This window comes from Methanosarcina acetivorans C2A (assembly GCF_000007345.1).
GTDB lineage: Archaea > Halobacteriota > Methanosarcinia > Methanosarcinales > Methanosarcinaceae > Methanosarcina > Methanosarcina acetivorans.
Genome location: NC_003552.1, coordinates 2,534,487 through 2,549,800, shown reverse-complemented (window position 1 = coordinate 2,549,800; position 15,314 = coordinate 2,534,487). Strand labels below are relative to the sequence as shown.

General features: G+C 43.7%; 11 protein-coding genes. 4 read left to right on the top strand and 7 right to left on the bottom strand.

Annotated features, from left to right (window positions below):
* Window positions 1-110: 110 nt before the first annotated feature.
* From MA_RS10690 to MA_RS10675, 4 genes are all read right to left on the bottom strand, one after another.
* The gene (locus MA_RS10690; RefSeq protein WP_011022047.1) at window positions 111-599 is read right to left on the bottom strand and encodes a MarR family winged helix-turn-helix transcriptional regulator; all 489 of its coding nucleotides are present in this window, start codon (window positions 597-599) and stop codon (window positions 111-113) included.
* 755 nt (window positions 600-1,354) lie between these two features.
* Complete coding sequence (locus MA_RS10680) at window positions 1,355-1,930, bottom strand: GDYXXLXY domain-containing protein (RefSeq protein WP_011022045.1); 576 nt, start codon at window positions 1,928-1,930, stop codon at window positions 1,355-1,357.
* Entirely contained in the window at window positions 1,927-2,061 is a 135-nt protein-coding gene (locus tag MA_RS29365) for a hypothetical protein (RefSeq protein ID WP_281085382.1), read from the bottom strand. The genes MA_RS10680 and MA_RS29365 overlap by 4 nt, the downstream gene beginning before the upstream one ends.
* Window positions 2,058-3,209 (bottom strand): DUF2157 domain-containing protein, encoded by a 1,152-nt coding sequence (locus MA_RS10675; protein WP_011022044.1) that lies wholly within the window; start codon window positions 3,207-3,209, stop codon window positions 2,058-2,060. Before MA_RS10675 ends, MA_RS29365 begins: the two co-directional genes overlap by 4 nt.
* Before the next feature lie 217 nt (window positions 3,210-3,426).
* Here MA_RS10675 and MA_RS10670 point away from each other — a divergent pair, with 217 nt between their 5' ends.
* From MA_RS10670 to MA_RS28085, 3 genes are all read left to right on the top strand, one after another.
* On the top strand, window positions 3,427-3,888 hold the full coding sequence (locus MA_RS10670) for a MarR family winged helix-turn-helix transcriptional regulator (RefSeq protein WP_011022043.1): 462 nt from the start codon (window positions 3,427-3,429) through the stop codon (window positions 3,886-3,888).
* Window positions 3,889-3,909: 21 nt separating this feature from the next.
* Window positions 3,910-5,316 carry an MATE family efflux transporter gene (locus MA_RS10665; protein WP_011022042.1) on the top strand — a complete coding sequence of 469 codons (1,407 nt, stop codon included), beginning with the start codon at window positions 3,910-3,912 and terminating at the stop codon, window positions 5,314-5,316.
* Window positions 5,317-5,511: 195 nt separating this feature from the next.
* Complete coding sequence (locus MA_RS28085) at window positions 5,512-5,673, top strand: hypothetical protein (RefSeq protein WP_162829680.1); 162 nt, start codon at window positions 5,512-5,514, stop codon at window positions 5,671-5,673.
* A 166-nt stretch (window positions 5,674-5,839) separates the two neighbouring features.
* Here the strand turns inward: MA_RS28085 and MA_RS10660 are convergent, their stop codons facing one another.
* The 3 genes from MA_RS10660 to MA_RS10650 all read right to left on the bottom strand — a co-directional run bounded on the left by MA_RS10660 (window position 5,840) and on the right by MA_RS10650 (window position 7,732).
* On the bottom strand, window positions 5,840-6,226 hold the full coding sequence (locus MA_RS10660) for a DUF3147 family protein (RefSeq protein ID WP_048065293.1): 387 nt from the start codon (window positions 6,224-6,226) through the stop codon (window positions 5,840-5,842).
* 169 nt (window positions 6,227-6,395) lie between these two features.
* A complete protein-coding gene (locus tag MA_RS10655) occupies window positions 6,396-6,758 on the bottom strand; it encodes a DUF3147 family protein (protein WP_011022039.1) in 363 nt (120 codons plus the stop codon).
* 80 nt (window positions 6,759-6,838) lie between these two features.
* On the bottom strand, window positions 6,839-7,732 hold the full coding sequence (locus MA_RS10650; protein WP_011022038.1) for a D-aminoacyl-tRNA deacylase: 894 nt from the start codon (window positions 7,730-7,732) through the stop codon (window positions 6,839-6,841).
* Window positions 7,733-8,669: 937 nt separating this feature from the next.
* Between MA_RS10650 and MA_RS10645 the strand changes: the two genes are divergently transcribed.
* The gene (locus MA_RS10645) at window positions 8,670-15,314 is read left to right on the top strand and encodes a DUF2341 domain-containing protein (protein ID WP_048065292.1); all 6,645 of its coding nucleotides are present in this window, start codon (window positions 8,670-8,672) and stop codon (window positions 15,312-15,314) included.

The window sequence follows — 15,314 nt, the reverse complement described above, 5'->3', positions numbered from 1 at the left end:
ATACCCCACTGCTCCTGCAAGCACTTCTTCTACATTTCTGCGGGTTCTCTGTTCTGTAGACCCTCTTTCAAACATCCCTCCTATTTATTTCAGGCATTTTTCCCCGGGGATCATTCCTCTCCACCCAGTTTGGAATCGATTTTCTTCATGATCCGTACTTCCGTTTTCAGGCAGGCTTCATACTCTCTGAGATCCTGCTCGTCAAGAAAATCCATGATAGAAGCATGAACTTCTTCCATTATTCCGAGGAGAAACTCATAGTACCTTTCTCCTTTTTCAGTTAGGGATACCAGAACTTTTCTCCGGTCTTCCGGGTCGGTTCTTCTCTTAACGATTCCCTTTGTTTCCATGGAATCTATCATTCTTGAGAGGCTGCTCCTATCTAGGTTCATGCACAGGCCGAGGTATGAAGGAATGATTTCCCCAATCATGCCGATTATCAGAATAACCGTTGGCTGTTGTTTGCCGAGCTTTTCGAGCTCTTCAAATCTGGCTCTGGATATTTTTTGAGAGACATCTCTTTCAAACAATTTATTGAACAGCATTGTCCTTTCCAGCATTATTAGCCGGAGTTCTCTTATTCTGTTGTCATCTAACATGCTTCCTCCAGGACGCTACACGTGTAACTGCAGATGCAGATCAAAGGATGCCATAGCCAGATTACATCATCGGTCTGTAAGCGCCTGAGGATTTACTTTAGTTTCATACGATGAAAACTTACTGTTTGAGAACTATAACTGATGTAATTATCAATAATTGATATTTACAACAAATTAATTGTATGATATTTAAGTTTATCGAATTTATATAAAAATCCGATAAAAAAGTAGTTAGCCCCCTGCTTAATCGCCCTGCTTAATCGGAAGATATGCAGGATCATCCAAACCTGGTAACTTTTTTGTTACCTCTTTTACTTCCTGCAGGGTGGAAGCTGTCTCGTCTAACATGCAAAAAAGATTGACAGATAGGTTCATGCAACTATTAAGAAAGTAAGATACCATGGAGAAATGTCCAATGGTTCGAGAAATAATATTCCCTGAACCCGAACCTCATAAAAATCCACATGTGAATATAAAGTGCCCTTGCCAGCCTGTCTGGAGACCCTACAAAAGAAACAGAAAAGATAAAAGAAGCAATGAATTCGCGATTTCCCAGGTCACTTTGATATTTAGTCTCTTGCAGGTGCCACAAGTTGTATTTGCTTGCTGGCTGGCTTCTCTTCTTTTTTCTTTTCCTTCTTTTTGGGAAAGACCGCTCTCCTGCGTCGAGCGGGAAAGGACGACACGATATAGTGAATATGGTTGTGTGGGCAAAAATATTGAAATTTAGTCCGCTTGAGCGCAGCAAAAAAAGCTTAAATCTCAAGCTCCTGGCCGTCAATTAATAAGCTCTCAGCCACGGCATTTCCATACTTGTCAACAACAACCTTTACATCGACTCCTTCTCCTCCTGTCCATTGTTGACGTTCGATCTCTATCCCCCTGCCTTCGGGGACAAAATAGCTCTCTATGCCGTATTCGACCCTGAGTTCCTTAACGCGAGGCTCTTCAGCTATAAGGCTGTCTTCATCTTCTTCCCAGTCATAGATCAGCTGTTTTACCGTGCCTTTGAGAAAAAGTTCATCATCAGGCGGATTCCTGTAGATCTTTTTGGGCACTCCGTACCCGTCTTCCAGTGTCAGTGCCAGGTATATCCGGTCATTATAATCAAAATAAGGATCTTCAGCCGGAATCTCGTCCAGGTCAAGGGTACTTATCTCGTAATTAAGGGTTACATAGTCTCCCCTGAAAAGGTCTCTCGGGTCTATGGGCTCGGTTTTAAGCAAAATTTCCGTCCCGGTCCTCAGGGTATATTCTTTGAAGAGGATGAAACCCGAAAAGATCAGGAGCCAGAAAACTATCGTGAGATAAAAGATCTGCTTCTGCTTCATCGCCGGACCCCCCTCATTCCTGAAAAATCCGCGGCTTCACAGCCTTTAAAGCTCAAACAGATGCTTTTCATCGTTCCTCTCATTGTTCCCTTCATTATTCCCTTCATCGTTGACTTCCTTGTTCCCTTCATTGTTCCCCTCCTGAAAACTGGACTTTAAGCTCCCTTCTCTTTCTTTCCAGCACCACACTTATGACCAGCAGGACAAGCCCTCCCAGCATGAAAAAGAGTGACCTTGGAAGCAGTTCCCAGAAGAAGTCGAAATATCTCGCAAAAATAAGGAGGACAAACCAGAACATCGCGGTATTGATGATTCCTATATTTTCGGTGCTGTACCCGGCATACAGGAGCAGGGTCAATAGTCCGAGGAAGATGACGTTGAAAAGGACCATGTAAGTTTCTTCCGATGCAGGGATGTATATGGTTGTAAGCGTGATTCCTGCCATTAACAAAGCAACTATGGACATGCTCGCATCTGCCTGAAAACCTATAAGCCTTTCTCGAAGTGGTTTTGGGAGAAGGACTGCCAGGAAGAGGATTCCAAGGATGGCGTAAATAACAGGAACGATTTTATCAGGCTGGTATTCCCCAAGCTTGAAGGTGTGTGCGAATAAGGCAAAGAGTGCAGCCTGTAGCCCCATAAACTTAAACGGGGTTTCGGCATGTTTTACTTTTTCTGTCAGCCCATTCAAAACCCCCAGGAAATAGATGGAAATACCTGAGATAAGGTAGAGGTCCCAGATACTTATCAATTTATCAAGGTCTGGACTCTCCCGGTACAGCAAGCTGACCCAGAGATAAAAAAGCAGGGAACAGAGTCCGGCAATTGAAGCGGAACGGTAGCCGTAGATAAGGGGAAAAACTCCGAGGATCCAGATCAGGACAAGTGTGCTGTTGTTGGCGTTGATATTGTAGATCTGAGCAATTAAAAACAAGCTGGCTCCAAAGAGCAGGGCTGAAAGTAAAACCAGAGCAGAACCCAGCCTTGGATATTTCTGCTGCTCGTATTTTAAACGATAACCCGCATAATGTACGCCCACCGTAGTTCCGACAAGCAGCAAAACCTTAACTGTATTCCCGATTTTCTCCCAGTTGGAAGCCACAAACAGGATGGCACCAATCCCGATTAAAATAGCCCCTATGGTCGAAAAGGCAACGATTTGTTTTTTTGACCTGCGCTCCCTTTTATACTCCGCAAGGTCTTCCTTCATCTTTTCTGCCTGAGCGTGATCAATGGTGCCTTCATCCAGCCATTTCAGGATAAAGTCTTCATCGAACATATGTAAATTATATCAACCGGTTCTATATACATTTTTTCAGGCACATGAACCCAAAATTCCTATCCATTTCCTTTCCGTGCTCGAAAACAGGCCGAACCGCAACTATTATATGTATCCGAAACCTTGAGGGCATCGTATTAGTTTCATATGAAACTATATTCCTATTCACCTATATCCAAAACAAGCCTCCAAGAATCGAAAAATGGAGGATGAAATTATGGAAGACCCAAGAGAAATCTGCGGCCCGATCGCCCATATTTACAGGAGCCACCTAGCATACATGGCAAAGGAACTTGAGCCTTACGGGATAGGGAGTGGACAGTTTGATTTTTTAATGGTTTTATACAGGAGAGACGGAATCTCCCAGGAAACCCTTGCAAGGACCCTGAAGGTGAGCAAAGCCACGAGCACAAGAGCAATTCAGAGCCTGGAAAAAGAAGGGTACGTGTACAGGCAGGTCGACGAAGAAGACCGCAGGGCTTACAAAGTTTACCTGACCGAAAAGGGAAAGGAAATGAGGGGGATTGTCCTGGAAAAGCTCCTGTCTTTTGTCGATACCCTCCTTTCGGATTTCACACCTGAAGAAAAAGAAACTTTCAGGCGGCTGGTTCAGAAGGCCGCACTTAAACTCTTTGAACCCGGGTTCGAGCCTCCGGAAAAGCCGGGATCTTTGAAATAAAAACGAAGCGGAAGAGTCCAAATGGAAGAAAAAAGTGAATTTCTGGGAAAAGAGAGCGTAAAGAAGCTTCTGTTTAAACTTTCAACCCCTGTGATCATAGGGATGATAGTGCAGGCCCTCTATAATGTTGTGGACACCCTTTTTGTAGGGAGGGCATATGGGGCAGAAAGTGTCCAGGCAATAGGTGGGCTTTCGATAGCTTTTCCAATCCAGATGATAATCATGGCTTTTGGAATCGTCCTTGGAACAGGAGGGTCCTCCATTATCTCCCGTGCCCTCGGGGCAAAGGAAAACGAAAAAGCCGAGCGAACTCTGGGAAATGTTTTTTCTCTGAGCCTGTTCCTCAGTATACTTATTGCCGTCCCCTTCCTCCTTTATCTTGGTCCGATTCTGGAAATCTTCGGAGCCACGCCCGGAATCCTGCCCTATGCGAGCGAATACCTTGAATACATAATTGAAGGAGGGATTTTCTTCGTCTTCGGAGTCGCGGTTCAGCACATCGTCAGAGCCGAAGGAAATGCCCGCCTTGCAATGAACGCAATGCTGATAGGAGCGGGCATCAATATCCTCCTTGACCCTCTTTTTATCTTCGGCTTCGAGATGGGTGTAAAGGGAGCGGCAATTGCAACCGTAATCTCCCAGGCTGTGAGTTCGGGCTGGCTGCTGCATTATTGCCTTAAAGGTAAGGGAGCCGTGAACTTTAAATCCGGAAACCTCAAACCGGACCTGAAGATCATAAAGGAAATAGGGGCTATAGGGCTCGGATCTTTTGTTATGCAGGCTTCGAGCAGCCTTATGATGATCTTCGTATACAATGCCCTTGCAAACCATGGAGGAGATGTTGCAATTGCTGTTTTTGGGATTGTAATAAAGGTCAATTCCTTCATCTTCCTGCCTCTTCTGGGAATGTCCTTTGGGCTGCAGCCAATTATCGGGTTCAATTACGGAGCAAAGAAGTTCGAAAGGATAGTGGAAGCCGTAAAACTGGCTCTTATTGCAACAACGTCCTTCGGGCTCCTTGGCCTGCTTACCATCTATCTCTTTACGGAGCAGCTTCTCGTGCTTTTCAGCGCCGACCCAGAATACCTGGCTGTCGGAAAACACGCTGTAATGATCATGCTGATGGGAATGCCTCTGATAGGCCTGAACGTGGTCACAGTAACCCTTTTCCAGGCTCTCGGACAGGCAAAACCGTCTTTTCTTCTCTCCCTCAGCCGGCAGCTTCTTTTCCTGATCCCGCTTGTGCTTATTTTGCCGAATTATTACGGCCTGGACGGGGTCTGGGCAGCTTACCCGACTTCGGATCTTCTCTCGTTTATTCTTTCGGCATTCATGCTTTTCAGGGTATACCGAACTTTTAAAAAACATGCAGCCCATTCGGGGATCGGCGCAGGGAAAGAAATGGCGGTTTCCGGCGGATTCGAATGAAGTCTGACATGCTGAAATGAAGATAGGAGATTTCTCTTTCCCCTTTCCTTTTCTACCTTCTATTTTCTCTTCTCCTTTTGGCCTGGCCCACAGAAACTTTTAAGTTTACAGATCAATCCTCAGAACTATTGTTTCAAAATCAGTTTGAACCTCAATTACATACATTTCCTATCAAACAAATTGAGGTGACATAAAATGAACTGCAGCGAATTGAAAGAGGGTCAGGTACTTGTTTGCGAAGAGTGCGGGTTCGAACTTAAGGTAGTAAAAGCATGCGGAGAAACCTGCTGCACGACTGATGCCTGCTGTACAGGCAACATAACGTGCTGCGGGGAGCCGATGAAATTAAAGCAATAAGCAGAACATAAAGCAATAAGCAGAACATAAAGCAATAAGCAAAACGTAAAGCAATAAGCAGAACGGCAGAGCAAGATATCAAAACAAAAAAGAATTATAAGAGGCAGAGCTAGAAAAGAAAAGTATCCGAGGCTTTCTTTTGAAGCCTGCATTATTAAAGTGCTTTTTACATACTGTTTCTTTGCTTTTTTCGTTTTTCCAGCAAGTTCTGCATCAGCATAATTGCTGCGTATGAACTGAAAAACCAGACTACAAGAGCGATTCCGAGAGACAGCCCCCATTTCCCGAGATGTTCCATACAGAAGGTGGCTGTGAACACGCAGATAGTACAGCCCAGCATCCCTGCACTGGCTCCGAAGGCGATGTCAGCTGCCTGTTCAGAGTTTCCAAAGTGCCCTGCCATAATCACAGCTGCAGCCATTACCGCAGGGAAAGCGGCAAAAATCCCTGCAAAGGACTTCGAAGGCACAAGCTGGAGCACAACATAACAGGCAGCAACTGCCAGACCCCCGAAGATGAAACGCAAACCCAGGTCGCGAATATCGACTTTCATGAGCGACCTCGCGATTCAAGCCTTGTTTTGATTTCCATTGGTTTAGTTCCCGTTTCAGGCCTTATTTTGATTTCCATTGGTTTAGTCCCAGTTTGATTTTTTTTCATTGAACATAATTATTTTGACTGTCGCTCTCTAAACTGCTATTTTCCGGACCATTTTCGCCTTTTCAAAACCCGAACCATGTAAAGTAAATAAGCGGAGCAAGCAACGCCCATAAGGAAAGGGCATAAGCAAGGCCTCTCTTCCACCCATACCTGAGAATAAAATAGCTTGCAGCAAGTGCACAGCAGATGTCTGCTGCCATTCCCACCAGTGCTCCTCTCGAAAGTTGCTCGGTCACAGACAGCAGTTCACTGCCCTTATATTCCAGGCCCAAGCCCACGACTGCTGCCAGGTACACTGCCGGAAAGGCAGCAAAGATTCCCCCTAGCTTGCCCCCGAAAGTCCGGGCGATCAGGGTGGAAGCTAAAACAGCGCTTCCTCCGAACAGAAAGCGGAGGAATAAAGAAAAAGGACTGATATCGAACATGATGATTCTGTCCCGAAGAACTGAATGACCTTTGTGATACTTAGATACCCACTGATACTTGGGATATCATGCAATAAACTTTATTCTTCCCTGCCGTACTTTTCCCTGATCTCGGATTCTTTCAAGACTTTTAGCCCCAGTTTCTCCAGAATTTGGGAGATCCTTTTTCGGTCCGCACTTTTCATGGACTTCCGGTCAAAGTAAGCAAATTCGGCATTTGATTTCTCAACCGCCTGCCTGATAAGAGCCTCATCCACGAATTCCAGCTGGTACTTGGGGAAATTATGTCCGAAAGAGATAGCTGTTTCAAGCAGCAGCCCGGTCTGGCGCATGGCATAGTGCCCGCCTCCGAAACCTACCGCTGTCGGCACTTTTTCCAGGGATACGGTAAGAATGGCCCGGGCAACAATTTCCCCGGGGACCGGTTCTTCCCACTGTCCCTCTGTGCTCCCGATTTCGGCATAGAGGGAAGGCACGTTTAGTTCGGTTGGTCCGTGGTGGGTTACTTCCAGAGTTACGTCGTAGTCCAGCCCCTTTACTTTGGCAAGCCTTTTCATCTCCATCAGGATGGATTTCATAGCCGGCGGAGAGGATACCGCAAGCTCTTTCGGGTGTCCCCCGAGTCTGGCTTCGTTCGAGGAATTTCCTGTGCAGTGCACGGTCAGGGACTTCACTTCCTCCTTGCTCCTGTGCTTGGAGGCAAAAATAATCAATTCGGCAGGAAGCCCGGCAGCTTCCAGTTTCTTATCAAGCCCGTCCTGAAAAACGTGGATTTCCTCGATATCTACAAGCCTGAACTTCCCGTCCGCAGACTCCAGGACAGCGGAAAACCCGGAGTTTTCGGGGAGTTCCAGAGGCTTCCATTCCCTGAGGGCGAGAAGGTGCTTCTTTATGTTCTGGCTTGCAAGGTCAGGGGCAGAGCAGATGATGGTAATTTTTGAATTATTCACATTTTCTGGATTTGTATCTGTCATTGTCGGATCAGTCCGGTTTTCTTCTGAATTTATCCTGAATCTATTCTGGACTTTCGTTCAGAAACAATTTCGTTCAAAAACAATTGCCTTTAGAATTCGTAAAGATAGATAAAACCAACCCCAAAATTCCGGTTCTGACTAAAAATTGCTGTTTTGTTTTTTGACTGCATGGTTTATTCAAAACTGATGCACTGCTCCCTGATTCATACATCCGCAGGGCCTGAACGGGTATACTTACGCGCTGAGTAGTCCGACGAAGCATAATGAAAAGAACCACTCGTTTTATGGACGTCTCAACTCGTGTACTCAATGTTGATCTTTGCATGATATAGACCAAATTACATACTGTAAGCCTGCTTCTTATCTTCAAATTGCCGATGCTACAGAACGTACAGACCTATACTATGGTAAGCATCAGTAACAAAAACTAAAGAATTTATTTTTATAAGTCATCATCAATTTCTATATTTTGAGGATCGAAAACATCCAAAATATTTAGACACAATAAGCTAGCTAAAAGTAATTGATAAAAATCTAAAAGATCACTGAGGCCAATATTTTTGAAAGCAGGTGCCGCCTTGAAAGGGCTAAAAGTTTTCAGTTTTAGATAACCTCAATTTAACAAAAAACACACATATTAAAAAATCTATTTATTACATAGTAAATAAATAATTTATATTAATTAATGTTATACATAAAATATAGCTTATTTTTAGATTTTAAAGGTGAGAAAAAAGTATTAACCAACTATACAATATTAATTTTTTTAATAGTATATTTTAATATACATTAATTTTTTATATGAGTATATCATTTTTATCGAAGGTTTTTTTTCAAAAATAGATACTTGACATTTATTTTATTTTTATATTGAAAACATACCCGACTACATCGAAAAATTATATTCCATTAAAAAAATAAAGTAAGGATGTTTTTCATGGTACTACAGGTTCCGATCCATACCAGAAGACTGCTTTCAATTTTTATGATTATTGTATTGCTCACACCGAATGTATATTGTCTTGAAAACACAGAGGCAAGCCAGGACGTAAATTCCGAGGGTTCACAAGTTGATTCCGAGTCATACGAGGAAAATAATAAAAACATAGTAGAATCTGAGGAAGAAACGAGTGAAACAATTTCCGATCTTGATAGTGAAAGTGTGGACGATGATACAGAAACTGTTTCTGAAGATACTATGTTAACTGCAACTACAGTTTCCGAAGATGAGGAGCCTTTAAGGGATGCAAAAGCGTATCTTAGTCCTACCCTGGAAAATGAAAACAATTACTTTGACACAAGCCTGTTTACAGGTTCTTTTGTTTATTCTTATCCGATTGAAACTTTAAAAGGAAGAACTGGATTAGAGCCGGAGGTTTCTCTAACCTATTCCAGTGCTACAGGCTCAAAAGGAACATACGGTTCACTGGGGATTGGGTGGTCATTGAATGAGAACTGCATTATCAGGGATACCAGATATACCCCTGAAAACACAAATGATGATAGATTTATTCTTGTTTTGGACGGCTCAACATATAAACTCGTCTATGTGGAAAGTGACAACTCATATCACACCGAAACTGAAAGTTTTATGAAAATTGAAAAGAGTGCAACCAGTAGCAATTCTTTCGGGGACTACTGGACCCTCAACATGCCGGACGGGACAAAATATCGTTTTGGTTATAATATTGATTCCGAACAAAGAAACTCCGTTGAATCAAGAAATTATGTCAGTAAATGGTGGCTCGATCTTATAGAGGACGTCAATGGCAACAAGATTAAATATACGTATCTTGAAAATCCGGTAAGTGGCGAGGTCGGAAGCACATATCCTGACAGCATAACCTACAACGACAATCATGCAGTTATTGATTTTGAGTTCACGGAAAAACCACGTGTATTCACTATTTATGAATATGGTAACAAAATTATCGAAAAAAACTTGATCTCCAGTATTACTGTTCGTAACGATGAAACCGTTCTCTGGAAATATGATCTTGATTATGAAACCCAACAGTTAAAATTACATCTGAAATCCATTACAAAAACAGGATTAAACAATGAAGAGTTCCCACCTACTGTTTTTGAATATGACTCAATAACCGAAGGGTGGCAGGAAAGTAGTTCCTGGACCCCACCAACTTCCATGTCAGGAGACAAGGGAAGAAGAATTGCAGATGTTAATGGCGACGGATTAGATGACATCCTTAAAGGATATGTAGATAGTGACGGGGATGTTTATTGCTCAACCTGGATAAATACCGGAGATGACTGGGAACTGAACAGTTCCTGGACAACACCAACATATTTCAGGCATTATAATCATGATGGGGGAGCTCGCCTTGCAGATGTCAACGGGGACGGATTAGTTGACATTATCCAGCACGGATTTTACATTTCCTCTGCCTGGTTGAATACCGGTACCGGTTGGGAACAAAACAACTCATGGATACCTCCACTGGATTTTGGCTGGTCAAGTGATTATGGTGTAAGAGTTTTAGATGTCAACGGGGACGGATTAGTTGACATAATTAAGGGTTACAAAAACGATCGTGGAACTATATACTATGATGCTTATCTCAATACCGGTGAAGGCTGGATACAGGATAATTCATGGAACCCGCCTACTTACTTCTCATACGATAATATTGATACAGGCGTACGACTCACGGACCTTAACGGAGACGACCTGGTCGATATCTTTAAACTACGCTCTTCATGGTTAAACACCGGCAGTGGATGGGAACAGGATAACTCCTGGGCGCCCCCAATATCTCTCGACTCAGATCAGGGTGTAGTCTTAGTGGATGTTAACGGAGACGGTTTGACTGACATTCTTAAGAGTTATTATAACGATGCCGGGTACACTTACGATGCCTGGATAAGCACTGGCAATGGCTGGGAAAACGATAACTCATGGAATCCGCCAACGTTGATCGCAAGCTACGGCAAAGACCAGGGTGTACGGTTTGCTGATTTGAATGGAGACGGTTTGACAGACATTATCAAAGCAGGCTATAGCGATTACTGTGCCTGGACAAACACGAACACTGAGAGTACAGAAAATTACAAAACTCAGGGCCTGCTCAAAAAAATACAGCACTCAACCGGTGGAAGCACGACCATAAAATATGAACCTTCTACGCTCTTCGATAACACCGGGGAAGACGGCGTTTCGGATTTGACCATGAGTATGTGGGTCACAAGCAGTGTGACAGGAGATAATGGTATTACAGGCACGGGAAGCGTAGTTTCAACAACAGATTACACCTATAAAAACGGAATGCAGTACTTCGACCCACCGGAAGAAATCGAATTCAGAGGATTTGGTGAAGTTACTGTTGAAAACGAGTATTCGATAGTAAAGCACTTTTTCCACCAGGACAACGTCCTCAAGGGCATCGAACACCATACTGAAGTCTGGGACAAAAACGGAAACCTTTACAGTTCCTCGGACACGGAATATACTGCTCAGGAAATATACCCTGATGTCAACCTGATTTTGCTGGACTCGGAGTCCAAAACAAGGTTCGACGGGCTGGTACAGAACCCGACCAGTTCAGCCGGCTGGTCATATCTCACCGAATATAACGAATATGACGATTACGGGAACCCGCTTTCCATAACAGATCACGGCGATGTGAACAATGCCGGGGATGAAAAATATTACCATTTTGGATATGCCAATGCAGAAAATCCGTGGATCCTCGGAAAAAAAACACATGAATGGGTGGAAGACTCCGATCATGTAAAGAAGAGCGAATCATGGTACTATTATGACGAAACAAATGACAACAGTGCCATTAGCAAAGGGCAGCTCACTAAAACAGTATTATGGAACAATATGGGAGATAATCCCAATGTTCTGTACGATTACGATAACTATGGAAATATAATCCGGATTACAAATCCGGAAGGGGCTTCAAAGAACATAGGATATGATGAAAACCATTTATACCCCGTTTACATCGAAAACGCCTTTGGTCAAAAAGAGTGTTATGAATTCAACGACCTTGGCAGGATAACGAAAATAACAGACAGTAACGACATTTCTATAGCGTATATCTATGATGACCTGCACAGAATAACAAAAGTACTGAAAGTCAATGACACACTTGATTCTCCATCTATTGAGTATACGTACTATCAGGATGGAGTAGCGCCTGAAAAAATTTTAACCACAACAAAAGAATGTGGTAGTGAAGAGAACAATTACGTCATTAATGGTTCTGTATTCAGCAATTATAAACGTATCACAATTTCACCATCATCAGACGGAACCCTGACTGATTACCAGGTGAAGCTGGATATTAACTATGAATCAGAGATGCAATCCGATTTTGATGATCTTCGTTTTGTTGATGAAAATGGCATTCTACTTCCATATTGGATCGAAGAAAAGGTTGATTCCAGTTATGCAAAAGTCTGGGTAAAGGTTCCTGTAATCGATGGAATTGATGGTGCTACTATCAAAATGTATTATGATAACTCATATGTTTCATCAGCAGAGAATGGCGATGATGTTTTTGAATTCTTTGATGATTTCGAAAGCGGTGTAATAGACAATGCTAAATGGAATGAAGTTGGCTCGCCGACAATTGTTGATGACAATGGAGACAAAGTGCTGAAGGTGACACCAAGCAACGAGGTAAATACATTTAATAAGTTTTCCGGTACAGAGTACATCGTTGGGGGGTTGATGAAGTTTTCATCATTCGGCGACTACGGACCACGCATGACACTTGATGTCAGAAGGCAAAATGACCAAACGATACTTGCGACATGTCGTATAGAATCGTATGCGGATGGGACAGGAGGAACAGGCACGTCAATACGATATTATCCGGGTTCAGGAAGTTTCATTACAGTTGCACAAGCTCGGCCATCGTGGTCTACCGGAGTATGGAATAGATTTTCATTTTCCTCAACGAATAGTACACAGAAACTAACAATTAACGGCCTTGTCATTTCTGGCACATGTGAAAACAATCTTTCAGGTTCGATAAATATACATACCTGGGACAGTGGCAATGACATTAGACTTTCTTATTTATATGTCCGTAAATTCGCATCGTCTGAGCCCACTGTTGTGCTTGAAGAAAAAAACTATGTCTCTACTTTCGACTCCACTGACTCATACGACGGCTTCGGTCAATTGATCCAGAAAAAGTATGAAGGGGAAGGCGGCTGGATTATCCAGAACACCGCATATAACGAACTGGGCCTTGTAGAAAGTGCCGAAATCCCGCATTATTCGGACCAAACCGGCTTATCCGTAACCTACGAGTATGATGCAGCCGGACGGCCAACGGTTATCACCAATACTGACAGCACTACCCTGACATACGATTACAACCTTGACGACACCACGATTACCAACCAGAACGGCGTTGACAAAACACTAACAAGTGATGTTTTCGGAAATATTGTCAAGGTATATGAGTTCAACGAAGGCGAAACTTACGTTACATCCTACAGTTACGATGCCCTGAATAATCTCATCGAGATTACGCCGGGCTTCAATGACCCTCAGGCTCCGCCCAGTGTTTATTTCACCTACGATTCCCTCGGCAGGAAAGTGGCAATGGACGACTCTGACATGGGCAGCTGGACCTATGAATACGACCTGAACGGAAACCTGATAAACCAGACCGATTCACGGGGAGTTTCGACAATCCTCAGTTATGATGACCTGGACAGGGTTACTGCAATAGATTACCCTAACGATGAGGACATCAGTTTCACCTACGACCTTGAATTTAACGGTACGCTTTCCCGGGTAACAAAAGGACCCGCATCATCAAGTTACGACTACGACCTGCGCTACAGGGTAGAAAGCGAAACTTTAACCATTGACGGTACACCCTACACCACGTCCTACGATTATGACAGCATGGACAGGGTCACGGGAATCACCTACCCGAACGGCGAAGCCGTCAGCCTGACATACAATGCGCAGACCCTTCTTGAAAGCGTTGACGGCGTGATTGACGACCTTGACTATAACGCAAGGAACCAGATCACAAGAAAGGAATATTCCAACGGCGTAATCACAACCTACACCTACGACAGTCAAAAACTGCTGCTGGACAGAATCTATTCCGCAGGCCTCCAGGACCTCAACTACGATTTCGATAACGTCGGCAATGTCCTCGAGATCGCGGACAACACCCAAAATTCCGTAAAAACCTACGGATACGACGACCTTGACAGGCTGGTCAGCGCAGATATGTCGGTCAACAGCGTCCCGACCTACCAGAGAGATTTCACCTACGACCGGTATGGCAGTATCAGGCAGGTGGATAACAACGGCGCCACAGTCTCCTCTTACGGATACTCTGCGACCCCGTCCCACGCACCTGTTACCTACAACGGAAACACCCTCGACTATGACGCAAACGGAAACCTTGTCGACGATGAGGATTTCATCTACGTCTACAACGATGCCAACCAGTTAAGTGAAGTCCGTTACTCTGCCAATAATTCCCTTGTAGAAAAGTACTGGTACGATGCAAACGGCCAGAGAATCAAGAAACAGAATTCCGATGGAGAATTCACCTATTACATCAACAAGTTCTACGAAATCGATAACGGCATCTCTACCAGCTACTTCTTCCGCGATGATGAACGCGTAGCCAAAGAAACATCCGAAAGTATGGAGTGGTACCTCTCCGATCACATAGGCAGCACTTCCCTGATGGTTAACGAGAATGGGCTTGAGGTCGAACGCACCGATTTCCCATACGGACAGGTTCGGTCAGGCGGGCTGGAGAAATACGGGTTTACAGGGCAGGAAAATGATGCCGATACAGGGCTGATGTACTACGGTGCGAGGTATTACTCGCCTGAGTACAGGGTTTTCGTTCAGCCGGATACAATGCTTCCTGACCCGTATAATCCGCAGGCGTTGAACAGGTATTCTTATGTGCTGAACAACCCGGTGAAGTATACTGATCCGAGTGGGCATGTTGTGGACGTCCTTGTGGATGGCGGATTTCTTTTGATGGATTTAGACGACATCCGCACCGGGAATGCTGATAAATGGACATACATCGGTCTTGGTGTTGACCTTGTATGTGCTTTCGTTCCGGGTGTGACAGGGGGAAGGCTAGGAGTTCAGGCTCTGGAGGAAACAGTTACTCATGCGGATAACGTTGAGGATTTGTTTAAGCTACTGGATAAAACGGTGGATGCAGAGAAGAAAGTTGACGATGTGATAGATTCTGGAAAAGTTGCTAAAAATAGTAACCAAATTTACAACGTTATCAAAAGAGCGGACTTGCCTAATACAAAAATCACAAGTTCGAAATTACAACATGAATGGAAACATGCAACTGATTTCGGAATAAAAGGCAATTGGAATAAAGCTAATGGAGATCTATATGAAAAAGCTATTCAGAATCATATAAATACTGCACCTGAAGTTTATAAATCGACTTATAGACAAAATCAAGATGTTTATGTTTATTTGAATAAGGAGACAGGGGTGGGAGTATACACAGATCTTTCTGGGAATTATATTGGAGCTGGAAATTCAGTCCGGAACAGATTAAGTATCATACAACTAATGGACTTAAAATAG